The sequence below is a fragment of the Xanthomonas melonis genome (assembly GCF_020783655.1).
GTDB lineage: Bacteria > Pseudomonadota > Gammaproteobacteria > Xanthomonadales > Xanthomonadaceae > Xanthomonas > Xanthomonas melonis.
Window position 1 is genome coordinate 202,780 of record NZ_JAJGQH010000010.1, and the last position, 20,722, is coordinate 223,501.

The 20,722-nt window shown below is 67.2% G+C and carries 20 protein-coding genes and 1 pseudogene; 20 read left to right on the plus strand and 1 reads right to left on the minus strand.

The features are described 5' to 3' along the window. Positions 1-135: 135 nt before the first annotated feature. From rpoE to recO, 9 genes are all read left to right on the plus strand, one after another. Positions 136-756, plus strand: a complete 621-nt coding sequence (gene rpoE / locus LL964_RS12045; protein WP_104584193.1) for an RNA polymerase sigma factor RpoE — start codon at positions 136-138, stop codon at positions 754-756. Beyond that, positions 753-1,628, plus strand: coding sequence for a sigma-E factor negative regulatory protein (locus LL964_RS12050; RefSeq protein ID WP_104584191.1), 876 nt, complete (start codon positions 753-755; stop codon positions 1,626-1,628). The genes rpoE and LL964_RS12050 overlap by 4 nt, the downstream gene beginning before the upstream one ends. 109 nt (positions 1,629-1,737) lie before the next feature. Further along, positions 1,738-3,321, plus strand: coding sequence for a DegQ family serine endoprotease (locus tag LL964_RS12055; protein ID WP_104584189.1), 1,584 nt, complete (start codon positions 1,738-1,740; stop codon positions 3,319-3,321). Between the two features lie 190 nt (positions 3,322-3,511). After that, positions 3,512-5,302: a translation elongation factor 4 gene (gene lepA / locus LL964_RS12060; protein ID WP_167395157.1), complete on the plus strand. Its 1,791-nt coding sequence runs from the start codon at positions 3,512-3,514 to the stop codon at positions 5,300-5,302. 105 nt (positions 5,303-5,407) lie between these two features. Continuing rightward, a complete protein-coding gene (gene lepB, locus LL964_RS12065; protein WP_104584185.1) occupies positions 5,408-6,208 on the plus strand; it encodes a signal peptidase I in 801 nt (266 codons plus the stop codon). Further along, on the plus strand, positions 6,209-6,616 hold the full coding sequence (locus LL964_RS12070; RefSeq protein WP_104584183.1) for a DUF4845 domain-containing protein: 408 nt from the start codon (positions 6,209-6,211) through the stop codon (positions 6,614-6,616). Next, positions 6,606-7,286 (plus strand): ribonuclease III, encoded by a 681-nt coding sequence (rnc, locus tag LL964_RS12075; RefSeq protein ID WP_104585496.1) that lies wholly within the window; start codon positions 6,606-6,608, stop codon positions 7,284-7,286. Before LL964_RS12070 ends, rnc begins: the two co-directional genes overlap by 11 nt. Then, positions 7,283-8,179 (plus strand): GTPase Era, encoded by an 897-nt coding sequence (gene era, locus LL964_RS12080; RefSeq protein WP_104584181.1) that lies wholly within the window; start codon positions 7,283-7,285, stop codon positions 8,177-8,179. Before rnc ends, era begins: the two co-directional genes overlap by 4 nt. Before the next feature lie 232 nt (positions 8,180-8,411). Next, the gene (recO, locus tag LL964_RS12085; RefSeq protein ID WP_104584179.1) at positions 8,412-9,134 is read left to right on the plus strand and encodes a DNA repair protein RecO; all 723 of its coding nucleotides are present in this window, start codon (positions 8,412-8,414) and stop codon (positions 9,132-9,134) included. 104 nt (positions 9,135-9,238) lie between these two features. Here recO and LL964_RS12090 read toward each other — a convergent pair whose 3' ends face one another. After that, on the minus strand, positions 9,239-9,961 hold the full coding sequence (locus tag LL964_RS12090; RefSeq protein WP_104584177.1) for an Hpt domain-containing response regulator: 723 nt from the start codon (positions 9,959-9,961) through the stop codon (positions 9,239-9,241). A 158-nt stretch (positions 9,962-10,119) separates the two neighbouring features. Between LL964_RS12090 and rlmD the strand changes: the two genes are divergently transcribed. The 11 genes and pseudogenes from rlmD (at position 10,120) to LL964_RS12145 (ending at position 20,608) form a co-directional block, all read left to right on the plus strand. Beyond that, positions 10,120-11,454, plus strand: coding sequence for a 23S rRNA (uracil(1939)-C(5))-methyltransferase RlmD (rlmD, locus tag LL964_RS12095; RefSeq protein WP_104584175.1), 1,335 nt, complete (start codon positions 10,120-10,122; stop codon positions 11,452-11,454). A 104-nt stretch (positions 11,455-11,558) separates the two neighbouring features. Beyond that, positions 11,559-12,068, plus strand: coding sequence for a CYTH domain-containing protein (locus LL964_RS12100; RefSeq protein ID WP_104584174.1), 510 nt, complete (start codon positions 11,559-11,561; stop codon positions 12,066-12,068). Between the two features lie 125 nt (positions 12,069-12,193). After that, complete coding sequence (locus LL964_RS12105) at positions 12,194-12,877, plus strand: DsbA family oxidoreductase (RefSeq protein WP_104584172.1); 684 nt, start codon at positions 12,194-12,196, stop codon at positions 12,875-12,877. Positions 12,878-12,892: 15 nt separating this feature from the next. Beyond that, positions 12,893-13,930 carry an NAD(P)/FAD-dependent oxidoreductase gene (locus LL964_RS12110; protein ID WP_104584170.1) on the plus strand — a complete coding sequence of 346 codons (1,038 nt, stop codon included), beginning with the start codon at positions 12,893-12,895 and terminating at the stop codon, positions 13,928-13,930. A gap of 181 nt (positions 13,931-14,111) precedes the next feature. Next, positions 14,112-15,656: a cryptochrome/photolyase family protein gene (locus LL964_RS12115; protein WP_104584168.1), complete on the plus strand. Its 1,545-nt coding sequence runs from the start codon at positions 14,112-14,114 to the stop codon at positions 15,654-15,656. A 355-nt stretch (positions 15,657-16,011) separates the two neighbouring features. Next, positions 16,012-17,016 (plus strand): beta-N-acetylhexosaminidase, encoded by a 1,005-nt coding sequence (gene nagZ / locus LL964_RS12120; RefSeq protein WP_104584166.1) that lies wholly within the window; start codon positions 16,012-16,014, stop codon positions 17,014-17,016. Next, on the plus strand, positions 17,016-17,570 hold the full coding sequence (locus LL964_RS12125; protein ID WP_104584164.1) for a hypoxanthine-guanine phosphoribosyltransferase: 555 nt from the start codon (positions 17,016-17,018) through the stop codon (positions 17,568-17,570). Before nagZ ends, LL964_RS12125 begins: the two co-directional genes overlap by 1 nt. 231 nt (positions 17,571-17,801) lie before the next feature. Next, the gene (locus tag LL964_RS12130; protein ID WP_104584162.1) at positions 17,802-18,554 is read left to right on the plus strand and encodes an S-methyl-5'-thioinosine phosphorylase; all 753 of its coding nucleotides are present in this window, start codon (positions 17,802-17,804) and stop codon (positions 18,552-18,554) included. A gap of 88 nt (positions 18,555-18,642) precedes the next feature. Continuing rightward, complete coding sequence (locus tag LL964_RS12135) at positions 18,643-18,849, plus strand: cold-shock protein (RefSeq protein WP_104584161.1); 207 nt, start codon at positions 18,643-18,645, stop codon at positions 18,847-18,849. A 96-nt stretch (positions 18,850-18,945) separates the two neighbouring features. Next, positions 18,946-20,214: an FAD-dependent oxidoreductase gene (locus LL964_RS12140; protein WP_104584159.1), complete on the plus strand. Its 1,269-nt coding sequence runs from the start codon at positions 18,946-18,948 to the stop codon at positions 20,212-20,214. A 76-nt stretch (positions 20,215-20,290) separates the two neighbouring features. Continuing rightward, a pseudogene (locus tag LL964_RS12145) lies at positions 20,291-20,608 on the plus strand (SymE family type I addiction module toxin). Positions 20,609-20,722: the final 114 nt, after the last annotated feature.

Below are 20,722 nucleotides of genomic sequence, written 5' to 3' on the forward strand. Positions count from 1 at the left end.
TCGGCGAGGCGTCGCCAGCGGCGCATCGGCATCGCTACCCTGATGCGTGACGATCGTACGGATCGGTATGAACTTTCCTCTTCAACGGCGGTCTCATTGCCCGACTTCGGTGGGCTGACAGGAGTGCGGCCCAGCATGGCCGAAGTCGATACACCTCAGGAGCTGGATCTGGAACTGGTCCGGCGCGTGCAGCGCGGCGAGAGCGCGGCGTTCGATGTGCTGGTGCGCAAGTACCAGCATCGCATCGTCGCCCTGATCGGGCGCTACATCGCCGACTGGAGCGAATGCCAGGACGTGGCCCAGGACACCTTTGTGCGCGCGTATCGCGCGATCAACAGTTTCCGCGGCGACGCCCAGTTCTATACATGGCTGCACCGCATTGCCGTCAACACTGCCAAGAACCATCTGGTCGCGCACAACCGCCGGCCGCCCACCGACGATATCGAGATCGGCGATGCCGAGCAGTTCGATGGGGCGACGCGGTTGCGCGATACCGATACCCCGGAGCGCGAATTGATGCGACAGGAGCTGGAACAAACGGTGATGCGTGCGGTCCAAGCCCTGCCGGAAGAACTTCGGGCGGCCATCACCCTGCGCGAGGTGGACGGCCTGAGCTACGAGGACATCGCGCGAAAGATGGATTGCCCGATCGGAACGGTGCGTTCGCGCATCTTCCGGGCGCGCGAGGCCATCGACAACGAGCTGCGGCCTCTGCTGGAGACCGAAAGCGCTACCCGTGAGCGACACCGTGTATGAGCCATAACGCCGACATGTCCACCACTGACAAGTTCGAGCTTCACTATCGCCAGCAGCTGTCTGCGTTGGTCGACGGCGAATTGAGTGCCGACGAATCGCGCTTCCTGCTGCGCAGGCTGGCCCACGACGAGGAACTGGCCGGCTGCCAGGAGCGCTGGCAACTGTGCGGCGACGTGCTGCGCGGCGCCGCCAGTGCGCCGGCGCCGCTGGATTTCGCGGCGCGTGTACGCAGCGCGATTGCCGACGAGCCTGCACCGCAGCCACAGCCGGCGCCGCGCGCGGCCGCACGCTGGCGCTGGGGCGGCGGCGCGGCGATCGCTGCCTCGGTCGCGGCGATCGCGATGTTCATGGCGCGCGAACGCCTGCCCGACCCGGCTCCATCGGTGACCGAGGTGCCGGTGTACGCCACCGCTGCACAGATGCCTGCAGCAGCCCAGCCGTCCATCGCGCCGAAGACGCCTGCAGCGCCCGCTCCCGCCAATCCCGGCGACGGCGGTGCGCTGGTCGCTGCGGTGCCGGCCGCTGCGTTGGCGTCCACGCGCCGCGGCGCCGCGACCCGCAATCAGCAGGCGGCACGCAGTGCGGCAGCGCGCCAGCAGCAGGCGCCGGCCGTGATGGTGGCGTCCGCCGCCGCGACGGCGCCGGCGGCCAGCCCGGTGGCGTCGTCCAACCCGTTCACGCACCCGGATACCACCCTGCAGGCGCGACCCTGGCCACGCGCGGCGCTGTCCGGCGCTGCCGACAGCCCGCTCAATGCCAGCTTCAGCCAGAGTCGTCAGGGCCCGGCGTTCTATCCGTTCGAACCAGCGCCGCAGGCGGTCCGGGCTCCAGCACCGAGCCAGCCATCGCCGGCGCAGGGCCCGCAACGCTGATCCGGCGGCCGATCTTCATCCACTCGGCGCCCTCCCTCCCGTTACCTTGTCGGACCCGTGCGGTTGCACGGGTTCCGGTTCCTGTCGCCCTGCCATCGGAGGCAACTCGATGAATCACCGCATCCGTACCCAGATGTTCGGCCTGCTCGCCATGACCCTGCCGCTGGCCGCTTGCGCCCAGCAAACCGCGCCGGCGCCCGCGTCCAAGGCCAGCGCGCCGATCGCCGCCAACCGCAGCACCACCCCGGCGCCGCAGCTGGTGGCGGGCTTGCCGGATTTCACCAATCTGGTCGAGCAGGTGGGCCCGGGCGTGGTCAATATCGAAACCACCATCACCCGCAAGGACGCGATGGCGCGGCAGCAGCGCAGTGGCCCGGGTGGCCGTGGCGGCGGTGCGATGCCCGACGACGAGCAGATGCCGGAGTTCTTCAGGCGCTTCTTTGGCCCGGATTTCCAGATGCCCGGCGGCCCGCGTCAGGGGCCGGGCGGCGGCGATGACGATGGCGGCATCGCCGGCAAGTCGATGGGCTCGGGCTTCATCATTTCTGCCGATGGCTATGTGCTGACCAATCATCACGTGGTCGATGGCGCCAGCGAGGTCACCGTCAAGCTGACCGACCGCCGCGAGTTCAAGGCCAAGGTGGTGGGCAGCGACGAACAGTTCGACGTGGCGCTGCTGAAGATCGAGGCCAAGGGCCTGCCCACCGTGCGTCTGGGCGATTCCAATACGCTCAAACCGGGCCAATGGGTGGTGGCGATCGGCTCGCCGTTCGGCCTGGATCACTCGGTGACCGCCGGCATCGTCAGCGCCACCGGCCGCAGCAACCCGTATGCCGATCAGCGCTACGTGCCCTTCATCCAGACCGACGTGGCGATCAATCAGGGCAACTCGGGCGGCCCGCTGCTCAACACCCGTGGCGAGGTGGTCGGCATCAATTCGCAGATCTTCTCCGCCTCCGGTGGCTACATGGGGATCAGTTTTGCGATCCCGATCGACCTGGCCTTCAGCGCGGCCGAGCAGATCAAGGCCACCGGCCGGGTCAGCCGCGGCATGCTGGGCGTGGCGGTCGGCCCGATCGATTCGCTCAAGGCGCAGGGCCTGGGCCTGCCGGACACCCGCGGTGCGCTGGTCAACGATATCCCGGCCGGTAGCCCGGCGGCCAAGGCCGGCATCGAGGTGGGCGATGTGATCCGCTCGGTCAACGGCAAGCCGATCGATGTCGCCAGCGATCTGCCGCCGATGATCGGGCTGATGGCGCCGGGGACCAAGGTCGCCCTGGAGGTGCTGCGCGACGGCAAGCCGCGCCAGATCAGCGTGACCCTGGCGCCATTGCAGGACGGCAGCGACAGCGCCGCGCCGCGCAGTGCCGCCGCCGACGACAAGCCGGAGGCCCCGGCCAGCGTGGCCTTGCTCGGCCTGCAGGTGGCCGACCTGACCGCTGCCGAGCGCGGCCGCCTGGGCCTGGAGGCAGGCGAGGGCGTGCGCATCGCGGCGGTGACCGGCGCGGCGGCGCGCAGCACCCAGCCGCCGCTATCGCCGGGCCTGGTCATCGCCCGGGTCGGCCGGACCAAGGTCGGCAGTGTCGCCGAACTCAACCGCGCGCTGTCCAGTTACAAGAAGGGCGACGTGGTCATGCTGCTGGTCACCGACGGCAAGGCCACCAGTTATGTGGCCCTGAAGGCCGGCGGGTGAGGGAGGCCGGGATTCGTCATTGGTGATTCGGGATTGGCAAGGGCAGGCTCCCGCTCGCGGGTGCCTGTCTTTGCTCTGCCGTTTCGAATCCCCAATTCCGACTCCCTAATCCCTGCACCAAAGCATGCGATAATGCCGCGTTACCCTGACGACGGCTGCGCCGGCGCCCACCTCAATGTCCCCTGATTCAATGCGGAACATCCGCAATTTTTCCATCATCGCCCATGTCGACCACGGTAAATCCACCCTGGCCGACCGGATCATCCAGCTGTGTGGCGGCCTGCAGGCACGCGAGATGGAGGCCCAGGTGCTGGACTCCAACCCGATCGAGCGCGAACGCGGCATCACCATCAAGGCGCAGTCGGTGTCCCTGCCGTACACGGCCAAGGACGGGCAGACCTACCACCTGAACTTCATCGACACCCCCGGGCATGTGGACTTCTCCTACGAAGTCAGCCGCTCGCTGGCCGCCTGCGAAGGCGCGTTGCTGGTGGTCGATGCCGCGCAGGGCGTGGAAGCGCAGTCGGTGGCCAACTGCTACACCGCAGTGGAGCAGGGCCTGGAAGTGGTGCCGGTACTCAACAAGATCGACCTGCCCACCGCCGATGTCGACCGCGCCAAGGCCGAGATCGAAGCGGTGATCGGCATCGATGCCGAAGACGCGGTCGCGGTCAGTGCCAAGACCGGTCTGAACATCGATCTGGTGCTGGAGGCGATCGTGCATCGCATCCCGCCACCGACCCCGCGCGATACCGACAAGCTGCAGGCGCTGATCATCGATTCCTGGTTCGACAACTACCTGGGCGTGGTCTCGCTGGTGCGGGTGATGCAGGGCGAGATCAAGCCGGGCAGCAAGATCCTGGTGATGTCCACCGGGCGCACCCACCTAGTCGACAAGGTCGGCGTGTTCACTCCCAAGCGCAAGGAGCTGGCTGCACTGGGCGCCGGCGAAGTGGGCTGGATCAACGCCTCGATCAAGGACGTGCACGGTGCGCCGGTCGGCGACACGCTGACCCTGGCCGCCGATCCCGCACCGCATGCGCTGCCCGGCTTCCAGGAGATGCAGCCGCGCGTGTTCGCCGGCCTGTTCCCGGTCGATGCCGAGGATTACCCGGACCTGCGCGAAGCCCTGGACAAGCTGCGGTTGAACGATGCGGCGCTGCGCTTCGAGCCGGAAAGTTCCGAGGCGATGGGCTTCGGCTTCCGCTGCGGCTTCCTGGGCATGCTGCACATGGAGATCGTGCAGGAGCGCCTGGAGCGCGAGTACAACCTGGACCTGATCAGCACCGCACCGACCGTGGTGTACGAAGTGCTCAAGACCGATGGCTCGGTCATCAACATGGACAACCCGGCCAAGCTGCCGCAGTTGAACCTGGTGGACGAGATTCGCGAGCCGATCATCCGTGCCAACGTGCTCACTCCCGAGGAGTACATCGGCAACATCATCAAGCTGTGCGAGGAAAAGCGCGGCACCCAGATCGGCATCAACTACCTGGGTAGCCAGGTGCAGATCAGCTACGAGCTGCCGATGGCCGAGGTGGTGCTGGATTTCTTCGACAAGCTCAAGTCGGTCAGCCGTGGCTATGCCTCGCTGGATTACCACTTCGTGCGTTTCGACGCTGGCCCGTTCGTGCGCGTGGACGTGCTGATCAACGGCGACAAGGTCGATGCCTTGTCGCTGATCGTGCACCGCAGTCATGCCGACCGGCGCGGCCGCGAACTGTGCGAAAAGATGAAGGATCTGATCCCGCGGCAGATGTTCGATGTGGCGATCCAGGCCGCGATCGGATCGCAGATCATCTCGCGTTCCACGGTCAAGGCGATGCGCAAGAACGTGCTGGCCAAGTGCTATGGTGGCGACGTCTCGCGCAAGAAGAAGCTGCTGGAGAAGCAGAAGGAAGGCAAGAAGCGCATGAAGCAGGTCGGCCGCGTGGAGATTCCGCAGGAAGCCTTCCTGGCGGTCCTGCAGATGGATAAGTAGCAGGGATTCGGGATTCGTCATTCGGGATTGGTAACGGCTCGTCCGCCTTCCTGCTATTGCGAATCCCCAATCTCCAATCCCGAATCCCGTTCCGAAGGAACATCAATGAAATGGTTTGAAATCGTCCTGGTTGTGCTGACCCTGGGTACCGGCTTCGTCTGGCTGCTGGACAAGCTGTTCCTGGCCAAGCGCCGCGCCGCGCGCGCCGGCCTGCTGGACAGCGAGCCGGCGATCATCGACTACTCGCGCGCCTTCTTCCCGGTACTGGCGGTGGTGCTGATCCTGCGCAGCTTCGTGGCCGAGCCGTACAAGATTCCGTCCAGCTCGATGATGCCCAATCTGCTGATCGGCGATTTCATCCTGGTCAACAAGTTCGCCTACGGCTTCCGTCTGCCGATCACCAATACCAAGTTCATTTCCACCGGCGAGCCCAAGCGCGGCGACGTGGTGGTGTTCAAGCCGCCGCACGCGCCGGACCAGAACTGGATCAAGCGGGTGGTCGGCCTGCCGGGCGACAAGATCGGCTTCCACGGCGATACGCTGTACATCAACGACAAGCCCATGCGCTATACGGTCAAGGGCGAGTACATCGGCAAGGGCAAGGGTTCCGAAATGACCGGCACCACGCTGCTGGTCGAGGACCTGCCGGGCCGCACCCACACCGTGTTGGAGTGGGTGGACCGCAACATGCCGGCCGGCCAGGGCGACTGGACGGTGCCGGCAGACAGCTATTTCGTGATGGGGGACAATCGCGACAACAGCGAGGACAGCCGGTTCTGGACCCAGACGCATTTCCTGCCGGAAGCCAACCTGCGCGGCAAGGCGTTCCTGATCTGGCTCAATTGCGAAGGGTGGTTCTGCAAGGGGAGTTTCGATCCGTCGCGGATCGGAACCGGAATCCAGTAACTGCACGCACGGCGTGCCGGGGGAAGCACAATGAAGCGCAAGCAAAGCGGTATGACGTTGACGTCGTTCGTGGTGGTGCTGGCGGTGGTGGGGTTCGGCCTGTACATCGGGATGAAGCTGTTTCCGATGTACCAGGAGTACTACTCCGTCCGCACGGCGATGAAGGGCCTGGCCAACGAGGCCGGCAGCGCCAACATGGATCCGTCCAAGTTGCAGGATCTGTTCTTTCGCCGGCTGTACATCAACTACTCGGAAAACGTCAAGAAAGAGGACGTGAAGTTCGAGCGCATCGATGGCGGCTGGCGGATGAAGGTCAACTACGAGGTGCGCCGCGAACTGGTCGGCAATCTCGACGTGGTCGGCAAGTTCGATACGTCGCAGGACATGATCGGACGTGGTGTCGAATAGAACCTTCCAGCGTGGCGATCCGATCGGGCATGCGTTCGCCGATCCGGGTCTGCTCGCCCAGGCGCTGCGCCATCGCAGCGCCGGGACGCCGCATAACGAGCGGTTGGAGTTTCTCGGCGACGGCATCGTCAACCTGTTGATCGCCGAGGCGCTGTACCAGCGCTGGCCCAAGGCCGACGAGGGCGCGCTCACCCGCGCGCGCGCCGAACTGGTGCGCGAGGGTGCGCTGGCGGTGATCGGCCGCACGCTCAATCTGGGCGAACGGCTGACGCTGGGTCCGGGCGAACTCAAATCCGGCGGACACCGCCGCGATTCGATCCTGGCCGATGCGGTGGAGGCGATCGTGGCGGCCATCTATCTCGACTGTGGCTTCGAGCGTTGTCGTGCAGTGGTGCTGCCGTGGTTCGAGCCCTCGCTGGCGGCGTTGCCGGTCGGCAAGGCCGAGAAGGATCCCAAGACCCGGCTGCAGGAATGGCTGCAGGCGCGTCAGCTGCCCCTGCCGACCTATGCGCTGATCAGCGAAAGCGGCGACGAACATGCCAAGCAGTTCCATGTCGCCTGCATGCTGGAACAGCCTCTTGCCCGCGCCGAAGGCCAGGGCACGTCGCGCCGTCTCGCCGAGCAACAGGCCGCGGCCACCGTCATCGCACAACTGGATGTCAATACGTGAGCGAAACCACCCCCCAGCGTAGCGGCAGCGTTGCCGTGATCGGCCGGCCGAACGTCGGCAAATCCACCCTGACCAACGCCCTGGTGGGCGCCAAGGTCAGCATCGTCTCCAACCGGCCGCAGACCACACGCCACCGGTTGCTGGGCATTGCCACCTTTCCGGAAGGGCAGCTGATGCTGGTCGACACACCCGGACTGCATCGCGAGCAGAAGCGCGCGATGAACCGGGTGATGAACCGTGCGGCGCGCGGCTCGCTCGAAGGCGTGGACGCGGCGGTGCTGGTGATCGAGGCCGGGCGTTGGGACGAGGAAGACACGCTGGCCTTCCGCGTGCTCAGCGATGCCGACGTGCCGGTGGTGCTGGTGGTCAACAAGGTCGACCGGCTCAAGGACAAGTCTGCGTTGTTGCCGTTCCTGGCGCAGATCAGCGAGGGACGCACGTTCGCTGCGGTGCATCCGGTCTCGGCGCTCAAGCGCAAGGGCCTGGAGGCGTTGGTGAGCGATCTGCTCAAGCTGATGCCCGAGGCCGAACCCATGTTCGGCGAGGACGAGATCACCGACCGCAGCCAGCGCTTTCTGGCCGGCGAACTGGTGCGCGAGCAGCTGATGCGCCAGCTCGGCGAAGAACTGCCGTATGCGACCACGGTGGAAATCGAACGGTTTGCCGAGGACGGTGCGCTGCTGCGCATCGGTGCGGTGATCTGGGTCGAGCGCGAAGGCCAGAAGGCGATCGTGATCGGCAAGGGCGGCACCCGTCTGAAGGAGATCGGCGGCAAGGCGCGCCTGCAGATGGAGCGGCTGTTCGGTGCCAAGGTGTTCCTGGAAACCTGGGTGCGCGTACGCGAGGGCTGGTCGGACGACGAGGCGGCGCTGAAGGCGTTCGGCTACGAATGAAGCCGGGAGGGCCGGGACCCGGGACCCGGGACCGGGGACTCGGGAAAAGCTGGGTCAGGCAGTTGGTCGGCATACTGCCGGGAAGACGTTTTTTCGCATTTTTCAGATTCGCATGCTGCGCTGACGGCATTGGCTCGGCCCCCGATCGCCGCGCCGCGTTGCAGGTCGACGGCCGATCCTGCGCTTTTCCCGGGTCCCCGGTCCCGGGTCCCCGGTCCCGGCTCCCCCCCGCATGCTGATCGAACATGCGCGCGGTTTCGTCCTGCACGTGCGGGCCTGGCGCGAGACCAGTCTGCTGGTGGAGGTATTGACCGAACAGCATGGGCGGGTCGGGGTGCTGGCGCGCGGAGTGCAAGGTCCGCGCAAGCAGGCCTTGCGAGCGGCGCTGCAGCCGCTGCAGTTGATCCAGTTCAGCGCGGTGCAACGCGGCGAACTCGCGCAACTCCGCCAGGCCGAGGCGTTGGACACTGCGCCGCGCCTGTTCGGCGAACGCATGCTGGCCGGCTTTTACATCTGCGAGCTGCTGCTGCGCCTGGCGCCACGCAACGATGCCGTCCCGGAGCTGTATGCGTGCTATGCGCAGGCGCGCGCGCATCTGGCCTCCGAGCTGCCGCTGGCCTGGGGGCTGCGCCGCTTCGAACGCGATGTCCTGGATGGGCTGGGATTCGGTTTCGATCTGCAACACGATGGCGATGGGCAACCGATCGATCCGGCGGCGCGCTACCGGCTCGATCCGCAGGATGGCGCCATGCGGGTATTGAGCGAACGCATGGCGCAGGACCGGCGCGAGACCGTCACCGGCGCGGCCTTGCTCGCGTTGGGCGAGGACCGCATGCCCAGCGCCGAGGATCTGCCCGGTCTGCGTCGCAGCATGCGTCGCGTGCTGCTGCATCATTTGAATGGACGCGCGCTGAAATCCTGGGAAATGCTCGAAGATTTGGCGCGGCACCGCTGATCGGCAGCGCCGCTGCGAGGGTGTTGCGCTACCTATGAGTGACCCGAAGTGCACAGGCCCTTCGCTGGCCATCGGCACGTGGCGAAGCGACAACGACTCCCTCTTCAATGCAGTAACGCGGCCACCGCTGCATGGAACTGGGTCTGTGCGGTGCGCGACTGCGGATCGCCGCGCAGCAGGCGCACTGCGCCGGCCAGCCGTGCGGCACCGACGAAACCGCAGCTGGCCTGCAGCCGGTGCAGCTGGTCGCGCAAGGCCTGGTCGTCGCTGATCTTCAAGGCCGACTCCACCGCATCGCGGGTGCCGGGAAGCTCGGCCAGGAACAGCTCGCGCAGGGCCTTGAGGTGGTGCTGCTGCCCATTGAGGGCGCTCAGCGCGGCCGCCTCGTCCCAGTCGCTGGCGGCGATATCCAATACGCCGACCGGTGCGACGCTGTAACGGCCGCGTGCCAGCCCGCGGCGCACCGCCTGCAGCAGGCGCTCGGTGCCCAGCGGCTTGACCAGCATTTCCAGGAACCCGTCGGACTGCAGGGCATGTTGCATGGCCGCGTTACCGTCGGCGGTATGCGCCAGCGCGGGCACGTCCGGATGCAGCAGGCGCAACGCGCGCAGCAGGCCGCCGCCGGTGCCGTCGGGAAGGTTCACATCGATCAGCCATAGGTCGTGGCGGCGTTCGCGGGCACGGTCCAGCGCCGAAGACAGCGAGTCGGCGCAATCCACCACGGCCGGAAGGCTTTCGAGCGCAGCCTGCAGGAAGCCTCGACTGATCGGGTCGTCTTCCACCAACAGCAGGCGTGGATGGGGTTCCTGACGGGTTGCCATGTTCATGCTGCCTCCTTGCCAGCGATGCCGCGTCCTGAGTCGCCGCGCGCCCGCGAAGTTTGCCTGGGTTTGCGAGGCGCGACAATCGGCGCGTCTCCCGGGGAGGCCTGCACCGATCGCATCTGCGACAATACGCACCCTTTTTGCCCGCAGCCTGTCGCCACGTGGCCAGAACCCGCAATCGCCTCGACCGTACTCCCTTCCAGACCGCCATCACCGACCTCAGCCACGACGGCCGCGGCGTGGCCCGTCGCGACGGCGAGGGCGGCAAGGTCACCTTCATCAGCGGCGCCTTGCCGGGTGAGCTGGTGCGTGCCGAGCCCACCGCGCGCAGCCGCCATTTCGACGAAGCCAGGACCGTGGAAGTGCTGGAGGCTTCGCCGCAGCGGGTGGCGCCGCGCTGCCCGCACTTCGGCGTCTGTGCCGGCTGCGTGCTGCAGCACCTGGAGGAATCGCAGCAGATCGTCGCCAAGCAGCGTGTGCTGATGGACAACCTGGAGCGTATCGGGCACGTGGCCCCGCAGACGGTCCTGCCGGCGCTGGTCGGCGACAGTTGGGGCTACCGCCGCAAGGGACGCTTCTCGGTGCGGCGGGTGGAGAAGAAGGACAAGACACTGGTCGGTTTTCGCGAACTGGATCCGCGCTTCGTCGCCGACCTGTCGGTCTGCTACACGGTGATCCCGCAGATCGGCGAGAAGATCCCGCTGCTGGCGGCGCTGATCGAAGGCATGGACGGCAAGCGCGATATCCCGCAGATCGAGTTCATTGCCGGCGACGAGGCGGTGGCGCTGACCATTCGGCACATGCAGCCGCTCAGCGAGCGCGATCGGCAGGCCTGGGTGGAGTTCGCGCAAGCGCACGGCTTTGCGATCTTCCTGCAGCCCGGTGGCGTGGACAGCGTGCATCCGCTGTGGCCGCGCGAGGTGCCGCTGGCGTTCCGCCTGCCGCAGTGGGATGTCGAACTGGCGTTCCGGCCGCTGGACTTCATCCAGGTCAATGCCTCGCTCAACCAGAAGATGATCGCCCATGCGCTGGCGCTGCTCGACGCCGGCCCCGAGGATCGCGTGCTCGACCTGTTCTGCGGTCTGGGCAACTTCACCCTGCCGCTGGCACGCACGGTGCGCGAGGTGGTGGGCGTGGAGGGCGATGCCGGGCTGGTGGCGCGCGCCAGGGAGAACGCCCAGCGCAACGGCCTGGACAATGCGCAGTTCCATGCAGCCGACCTGACCCAGGACCAGCGCACTGCACCATGGATGAAGCAGGGCTTCGACAAGCTGCTGCTGGACCCGCCGCGCTCCGGCGCGCTGGAAGTCCTGCAGCAGTTGCCGTTGAAGCGCTTCCAGCGCATCGTCTATGTCAGCTGCCACCCGGGCTCGCTGGCACGCGATGCCGGCTATCTGGTCAACGAGCAGGGTTTTACCCTGGTATCGGCAGGGGCAATGGACATGTTCCCGCACACCGCGCATGTGGAAAGCATTGCGGTGTTCGAGAGGCGGTGATTTGGGATTGGGCATTCGGGATTGGCAGGAGCGCATTCCCTAAGCCCGCCAGTTAGCCGCTGTGACCAATCACCAATCCCGAATCTCTAATCCCCAAAATCCCAATGCCCCTAGAAATTGAACGCAAGTTTCTCGTCACCGGCGACGGGTGGCGCAGTGCCGCGCATGCGGTGATCCCGATGGCACAGGGCTATATCAACGACCAGGCGGCGTTGCGCAGCGGGGCGCAGAACGCGTCGGTGCGCGTGCGCGTGCAGGGCGAGAGCGCGTTCTTGAATCTGAAGTCGCGCGAGGTGGGGCATACCCGGCAGGAATTCGACTATCCGATTCCCGTGACCGATGCACGCGCGTTGCTGGACCTGTGCGTCGGCGGGCTGATCGACAAGCGCCGGCATCTGGTTCAGTACCAGGGGCATGTGTGGGAAGTGGACGAATTCCTCGGCGACAATGCCGGCCTGGTGGTGGCCGAGATCGAGCTCGCCCACGCGGAGGAGGCCTTTGCCAGGCCCGACTGGATCGGTGCGGAAGTCACCGACGACACGCGTTACTACAACCTGGCGCTGGCATCGCATCCGTTCAAGCGGTGGCAGGGAGTCGGGACTGGGGATTCGTAGAAGAGCAAGGGTGATGCGTCGCCCCTGGGCGATGCGTTGCAAATCCCCAATCCCCAATCCGCGTGTCGGGGCTTATGCTCTGCGAATCCCCATCCCCATCCCCATCCCCATCCCCAATCCCGCTTATGCGCATCGATATCTGGTCCGACGTGGTCTGTCCCTGGTGCTGGATCGGCAAGCGTCGTTTCGAGCAGGCGGTCGCCATGCTCGGCGACAAGGCGCCTGCGCTGGATGTTCACTATCACGCCTTCGAGCTGGATCCGGATGCCGGTGCAGCACCGGTGCCGTTGCGCGATGCCCTGGCACGCAAGTTCGGCGACGCCGCACGCGTGGATCAGATGCTCGCGCAGACCCAGGCCACCGCGCGTGCAGAAGGCCTGCCGTTCGACTTCGGGCGCGGCCAGGTGCAGGTCAGTACGCTGCGTGCGCATCGGCTGCTGTGGCTGGCCACGCACGAAGGCGACGTGGGTGCGGCCATGGAAGCCCTGTTCCATGCCCACTTCGCCGAAGGCCGCAATGTGGCGGCGACCGAGACGCTGGTGCGTGCCGGTGAAGCCGGTGGTCTTGCGGCTGCGCGTGTGCAGGCGATGCTGGACTCGGACGAGGGCACGGTGGAGGTGCAGGCGCAGCTGGCGCAGGCCCGCGCACTGGGCATTGGGGCGGTGCCGAGCTTCGTGATCGACGGGCGCAGCCTGATCCAGGGGGCACAGCCAGCGGAGAGTTTCGCTCAGGCGCTGTTGCAGCTGGCGGCTGCCTCGGTGCCGGTGGGCGGCGCCGATGCCTGCGGGCCGGATGGCTGCGCAGTGTGAGCTGCCGGTTGCCGCATGCCGGTGCATGGGGTTGATCCGGTGACGCAACCGCATTGCCCGCAGACGGTGGCGGTGATCGGCGCCGGCCTGGCCGGGTTGGCCTGTGCCGATGCCTTGCAGAAGGCGGGCAAGGCGGTGACGGTCTACGACAGTGCCGATGCGGTTGGCGGGCGCATGCATACCTGCGCCGGGCAGGGCTGGCAGTGCGACGATGGGGCGCAGTACTTCACCGCGCGCAATCCGGACTTTGCGGCCGTGGTGGAGGCCTGGATGGCTGCCGGCCTGGCCGCGCGCTGGCCCGCACGCGTGGCCAGTTGGGATGGAACAACGCTGCGGCCGACGCAAAGCGCCTTGGCGCGGTATGTCGGAGTGCCCGGGATGAGCGCGCCAGCACGCGCACTCGCTGCCAGCCTGGATGTCCGCATGCGGGCAGGCGTCCAGGCTCTCGAGCGCAGCGGCACGGGATGGGCGGTGAACATCGGCACTGCGACGGCGGCGACGACCCAGGTGGTCGATGCGGTGCTGCTGGCGGTGCCGGCGCCCGTTGCGGCCGCGCTGCTGGCCGATCATGCGCCCGCGCTGGCACAGCTGGCCCGCAGCGCGCAGATGCATCCAGCCTGGGCCGTCGTGCTGCGGTTCGCAACCGCTGTCGACCCGGGCTACGACGCCCTGTTCGTCAATGCCGGCCCGTTGCGCTGGGTGGCGCGCGACTCCAGCAAGCCCGCGCGCACGGGAGCCGAGACCTGGCTGCTGCATGCCACGGCAAGCTGGAGCCAGGCGCATGCCGACGCCACGCCGGCGCAGGTGATCGCCAGCCTGCTGCCCGCGCTGGCTGTGCTGGGCCTGCCGCTTCCGCAGGCCTGCGATGCACGGCGCTGGGCGGCGGCCAGCACCGATCCGCCGCGACAGATCGGTTGTGTCTGGGACGCCGGCCTCGGGCTCGGCCTGTGCGGCGACTGGCTGGCAGGCGGCAAGGTCGAAGGCGCCTGGCAGAGCGGGACGGCGCTTGCGCGTACGGTCGGCAGCACTGCGCGGGAGGGCGCTGCGTCGTGAGGCGGGACGTGGCCGGTGGAGCGCACACGGCGTTGCGCCCCGGGCCGCATTCGGCGGTGACGACAGGACGCTCGATGGAGCGGGCGCCCGCCAACGCTCGCACACGCATGACCCTCGCACACATGGGCTCACCCAACAGGCGCAAGCGTGCCTTGCCGCAGATGCGGTTTCGGTCGCCAGGATGACCCAGGCGCCCGCCCATACCTTGCGGCTGATCCTGGGCGATCAGCTCAATCCGCAGCACAGCTGGTTCGCCACGCACGACCCCGGCGTCGTCTACGTGTTGATGGAGGTGCGCGCGGAAACCGACTATGTGCTTCATCATGCGCAGAAGATCCTGGCGATCTTCGCCGCGATGCGCGCGTTCGCGGCAGCGCTGCGACAAGGCGGCCACCGCGTGCGCTATGTGGCGATCGATACTGCCAGCAACCGGCAGTCGATTCCGGCCAACCTGGATGCGCTGATGGCGCATTACCGCGCCCGGCAGCTTCAGTACCAGGCCCCGGACGAATGGCGGCTGGACCAGGCCCTGCAGCAGTGGGGTGCGGGGCAGGCGTTTGTCGTGCGCATGGTCGACAGCGAGCATTTCCTGACCACGCGCGACGAGGTGGCGGGATGCTTCGGTGCGGGCAGCCAGTGGCGCATGGAAGTCTTCTACCGGCAGATGCGCCGACGCCATCGCGTCCTGCTCGATGCCACCGGCGCGCCGGAAGGGGGGCGCTGGAATTTCGATCACGACAATCGCGCGCCGTGGCCGGGAGAACCGGCCGCGCCTGCGGATTGGCGCATCGCGCACGATCATGGTGCGCTGTGGCGCAGCATCGAAGCTGCCGGCGTGCGCAGCTTCGGTGCGCCCATGGCCGATGCGCTGCCCTGGCCGCTGGATCGCGCCGAGGCGCTGGCGCATCTGCAGGCCTTCATCGAGAACGGCTTGCCGCACTTCGGCCGCTATGAAGATGCGATGAGCACGCGCAGCCCGCGGTTGTTCCATTCGCTGCTGTCGTTCGCGCTCAACCTCAAGATGCTGCACCCGGCCGAAGTGATCGGCCGTGCCGAGCGGGCATGGCGACAAGGGCAGGCACCGTTGGCATCGGTGGAAGGCTTCATCCGGCAGATCCTGGGTTGGCGCGAATACGTGCGTGGCGTGTACTGGTCGCAGATGCCAGGTTACGCCGCGTCCAACCATCTCGATCAGCATCTGCCGCTGCCGCACTGGTTCTGGGACGGGCAGATCGGCATGCGTTGCCTGGCCGATGCGATCGGCAATTCGCTGGCCAATGCGCACGCCCACCATATCCAGCGGCTGATGGTGATCGGCAACTTCGCGCTGCTGGCGGGGCTGGATCCGCAGGCCTTGCACCGCTGGTATCTGGGCGTCTACATCGACGCCTTCGAATGGGTGGAGCTGCCCAATACGGTCGGCATGAGCCAGTTCGCCGATGGCGGCCTGCTCGGCAGCAAGCCCTACATCAGTGGCGCGGCCTACATCGATCGCATGAGCGATTACTGCCGTGGGTGCCGCTATCAGCACAAGGCGCGGGTCGGTGCACAGGCCTGCCCGTACAACGCGTTGTACTGGGATTTCCTGCAGCGGCAGCGCGCCGTGCTGGGCGCCAACGAACGCCTGGCAATGCCGTATCGGCAGCTCGACGCAATGTCTGCCGACGTGCTGGAAGGGATTCGGGTGCAGGCCGCACACTGGCGGGCGAATCTGGAGCGGCTTTGAGACACCGGGGAGGAGGTCGCCTGCGGTGGGCAGGGGCCGATCGCAGGCACCGCTCCCGTCGCGGCCGGACAACGCCTTCCAGCAGTGGCGCGGTGGGCAACACCGCAGTGGATGTGCCAGGACAGATTGCCGGATGGCCCGGCGCACAGGAGCCACCACACTGGTCTGCGCAACGCCGGCCCGGGCCGGGGCGTGCGGACCCCGGGGTCGACGTGCCGGCGGCACGCGGGTTCGCCAGCCGCGCGCCGTTTCGCCCACGCCAGCCCAGCCTGAATGCGCGATCTGACGCTGCCGCGCGCATCTGCGACAATGCCGCGCTGCGCCATGGTGGCGCCTGGCCCGGGAGTTCCCCAACATGCTTCTGATCGGCGTTGCCGGTACCGACCTCAGCGCACAGGAACGCGACTGGCTGCAGCACGACGCCGTGGCCGGCGTGGTGCTGTTCACCCGCAACTTCGCTTCGCGCACCCAGGTGGCCGAACTGTGCGCCGCCATCCGCGCTGCGGCTCCGCGCCCGGTACTGATCTGTGTGGACCAGGAAGGCGGCCGCGTGCAGCGCTTTCGCGACGGCTTCAGCGCGCTGGCGCCGTTGCAGAGCTTCGGTGCGCAGTACGCGCAGGATCCGCAGGGCGCACTCGCTGCGGCCCGTGCGCATGCGCAGTTGATGGCCGGCGAAGTCCGCGCCAGCGGCGTGGACCTGAGTTTCGCCCCGGTGGTGGATCTGGGCCGCGGCAACCGCGCCATCGGCGATCGCGCGTTCAGCGACGATCCGCAGGTCGTGGCCGCGTTCACCCGTACTTATGTGCAGGCCCTGCATGGCGCCGGCATGGCGGCCACGCTCAAGCATTTCCCCGGCCACGGCACGGTGCTGGAAGATACCCACGTGGATCACGCCAGCGATCCGCGTCCGCTGGAGGTACTGCAGGCCGAAGACCTGGTGCCGTTCGTGGCCGGCATCGAGGCCGGCGCCGATGCGGTGATGATGGCGCATGTGGTCTACCCGCAGGTCGCGCCGGAGCCCGCCGGCTACTCGCCGCGCTGGATCGAGCAGATCCTGCGCGGGCAACTGGGGTTCCGCGGCGTGGTGTTCTCCGACGATATCGGCATGGCCGCCTCGTTCAGTGCCGGTGGCGTGGCAGCGCGGGTGCATGCGCATCTGGATGCCGGCTGCGATGTGGTGCTGGTCTGCCACCCGGAGCTGGTTCCCGAATCGCTGCAGGCCGTGCAGGGCCGCAGCCTCAACACCGCCGCGCTGATCGGTCTGATCGGACGCGGCGCGCTCGGTTGGGACGGCGTCCTGGCCGGCACCGATGCTTCCTTCAACTCTCCTCTTTCCGCCCCTTTCGGAACACTTGCCTGATGTCCACGCTCACCATTTCCCAGGCCCTGGCCCAAGCCGATCTGCTGGTCGATCGTCCGGCCATCGACGCCGCCGTCGCCACCATCGCCGATGCGATCGCGCGCGACTATGCCGGCGAAGTGCCGGTGTATCTCACCATCATGCACGGCGCGCTGCCGTTCTCCGGGCAACTCGCGCTGGAGCTGGGCACGCGTGGTCAGGATCTGCAGTTCGATTACCTGCATGCGACCCGTTACCGCGGCGAAACCGTCGGCGGCGAGCTGGTGTGGAAGCACCGCCCGGCCACCGCGTTGTTCGGTCGCCGGGTGATCCTGGTGGACGACATCCTCGACGAGGGGTACACCCTGCAGGGTGTGCGCCAGTGGTGCCTGGAGCAGGGGGCGACCGATGTGCGCGTGGCGGTATTGACCGTCAAGCGCCACGACCGCTGCGTGCCCGGCGTGACCGCCGATTACGTGGGCGTGGAAGTGGACGACCGCTACGTGTTCGGTTTCGGTATGGACGTCAACGAGCAGTTGCGCGGTATTCCCGCCATCTATGCGATGAAACAGTAACTCCATCCGGCCGCAGCCGCGGCTGCGCGTGTCGGCTGCGCTTGGGACGCGACAGCGCGCGGGTGAGCTCCGGCGCCGCGCGCACCTGCGCCGCGCGCACCTGCGCCCTGCAGGAATGCATTGCATCTCGGCGCCGGCAGCCGCGTCTGTGTCATTCGCCGCTGGCCTGGCGCAGCGCGCAACCCGCCGCGCGTTGCGCGCATCCACATCCGTTCGTCACAGAGGTTGCCCATGTCTTCCCATTCCATCGCCCTGGCCGTCATCGGCGGCACCGGTGTCTACAAGCTCGCACAGCTCGACGAGGTGCAGACGCACGAGATCGAGACGCCCTACGGTGCGCCCTCTGGGCCGATCCGTGTTGGCATGTTGCTCGGCCATCGCGTCGCCTTCCTGGCGCGGCATGGCGAGGGGCATTCGCTGCCGCCGCACAAGGTCAATTACCGCGCAAACGTCGCTGCGCTGCAGCAAATCGGCGCGTCGCGTGTGCTGGCGCTCAATACCGTCGGCGGCATCACCGAGTCGTTCGGACCACGCGTGCTGGCATGCCCGGACCAGCTGATCGACTACACCTGGGGCCGCATCTCCACGTTCTGCGAAGAGCCGGGCAGCGAGGTGCAGCATGTGGATTTCGGCCACCCGTATTCGCCGATGTTCCGCAGCAAGGTGATCGCCGCAGCCAAAGTGACCGGCGTCACGCTGGTGGCCGGCGGATGCTATGGCGCAACCCAGGGGCCGCGCCTGGAAACGATTGCAGAGATCGCCCGCATGCGCCGAGACGGCTGCGATCTGGTCGGCATGACCGGCATGCCGGAGGCAGGCCTGGCACGCGAAAAAGGCCTGGAATACGCCTGTCTGGCGATCGTGGCCAACTGGGCGGCAGGCTGCGGCGATGCGCAGGAGATCACCATGGCCGAGGTCCTGGCCAACGTCGAGGCGGCCTCGTCGGGCCTGCCGGAACTGATCGGCGAACTTGCGCGCGGGTGATTGTCATCGAGGCATAAGCTTTGCATACTCGGCGGCGTACGCATCGCCGTACATCACCCATTAATTATTGCAAAGGTCTCGCATCACCATGCCGAACGGTACCGTCAAGTGGTTCAACGACGCCAAGGGATTTGGCTTCATCTCACCGGAGGACGGCAGCGCCGATGTCTTCGCGCACTTCTCCGCGATCAACTCCAAGGGCTTCCGCAGCCTGCAGGAAGGCCAGGCCGTCACGTATGACGTGACCCAGGGCCCCAAGGGTGCCCAGGCTTCGAACATTACGCCGGTCGAGTAATCTGACTTGATTGTGCGGTTGAAGAACCCCGCTACGGCGGGGTTTTTTTTGGCCGGCCCCTGCGGGCATGGCGAGGGCAGAACAGGGTCGGGGAAGATGCAACGGGCATTGCGGATTGCGGTGGTGGGCTACGGAACGGCCGGTCAGGCCCTGGCGGTCCTGCTGGGCGCCGATGGGCACCAGCTGGATGTCTTCGAACGCGCGGCAGCACCGGGACCGGTGGGCGCCGGGTTTCTGCTGCAGCCTAGCGGCCTGCAGGTGCTGTGGAAGATGGGCTTGTTGTCTCAGGCCCTGGCGCACGGCGCGCCGGTGCGACGCCTGTACGGCGAAACGCCCTGCGGGCGCGCGGTGATGGACATGCGTTACCGCGATCTGGATCCGTGCCTGATGGGTGTGGGCATGCAGCGTGGAGCCTTGTTTGCGTTGCTGCGCGATGCGTGGCCCGACGGTACGCAGCTGCAGACCGATACCCGCATCACCGCGATCGACCATGACGGCAGGCGGGTGCAGGACCAGCGTGGGCAGTGGCACGGCCCCTACGATCTAATCGTTGCCGCCGATGGCTCGGCCTCGGCGTTGCGCGCGCAGGTGCAGGGCACGCGGCTGGATCGGGTGTATCCGTGGGGCGCATTGTGGTGCCTGCTGCCACGCGATGACTGGCCGTTCGTGGACGAGCTGCGTCAGCGCTACATCGGCGCACGCAAGATGATCGGGCTGTTGCCGGTCGGCACGCGGCCGGGCGACGACACACCGCGCCTGAGTTTCTTCTGGAGTCTGCCGTGCAGCGATTTCGCTGCATGGGAACAACGCGGTATCGCGGCCTGGCGCGAGGAAGTGGCGCAGATGTGGCCCGATGCCATCGCCCGCCTGGAGACGGTGCAATTGCACACCGCGCTGGCCCGCGCCAGCTACCGCGATGCGGTGATGACGCGCTGGCACCGTGGCCGCCTGGTGCTGGCCGGCGATGCTGCGCACTCCATGAGTCCGCAGCTGGGTCAGGGGGTGAACATGGCGCTGCTGGATGCGCTGGCGCTGCGCGATGCGTTGCGCGCGGGCGCCGACCTGGACGACGCCCTGCTGCGCTACCAGCACGAGCGCCAGGCGCATGTGGCGATCTATCACCGCTGGAGCCGATGGCTGACGCCGTTGTTCCAGTCCGAGCGCGATCTGTGGGCGCATGGCCGCGATCTGTTGCTACGACCGCTGGGCCGGGTGCCGGGCGGGCGCGGGCATATGCTGCGCGTGCTCAGCGGTACCCAGCATGGCTGGTTCGGCAAATTGGCGTTGGCGCCGGAGTTCGTGGAGGCGCTGTCGCAGCCCTGCGCGCAGCCGATCGGCCAAGGCGTCGAGGCAGCGGTGCGCTAGCTGTGTACGCCCACCCATTGCATCTGCCAGCGCACGGCCCACTCGCGCGCGTACGCGCCACGCGCCGCACAAGCGGGTGCAGTGGGTCGTTGTGCAACCCGACCGCACCGAGCTGCCACCGATGCTGCCGCCCGACCCGGACGCCTCCTCCGTAAGGCCCCGGCGCGCTACGTGCACCCCGCCGCGCCAGTGCACCGTCAGCTACACCCATTACCCCGGCGCCCACGACCACCGGCGACCAGCACGTGCCGCACGTTCGCCTCAGCGGCCTAGGGCTGGAACAACTGGGCTTTGCCATCGGCATCAGCGCATCACCGCCAGCGCGGGCCAGTTGCTGGTGAAGGTGTTGCCGCTGGCGGAGATGCCTGCAAAACAACTTGGGGCGCATCGATGAGCGCCGCCCGCCGCATTCAGATGAATGTTGTTTGCCGCTAGCTGTGTAAACCCACCACGTTGTTCAGTGTGATGTGGATCCTGGAGATGGGAGGTTGGTGTCCGAGGCTGGCAT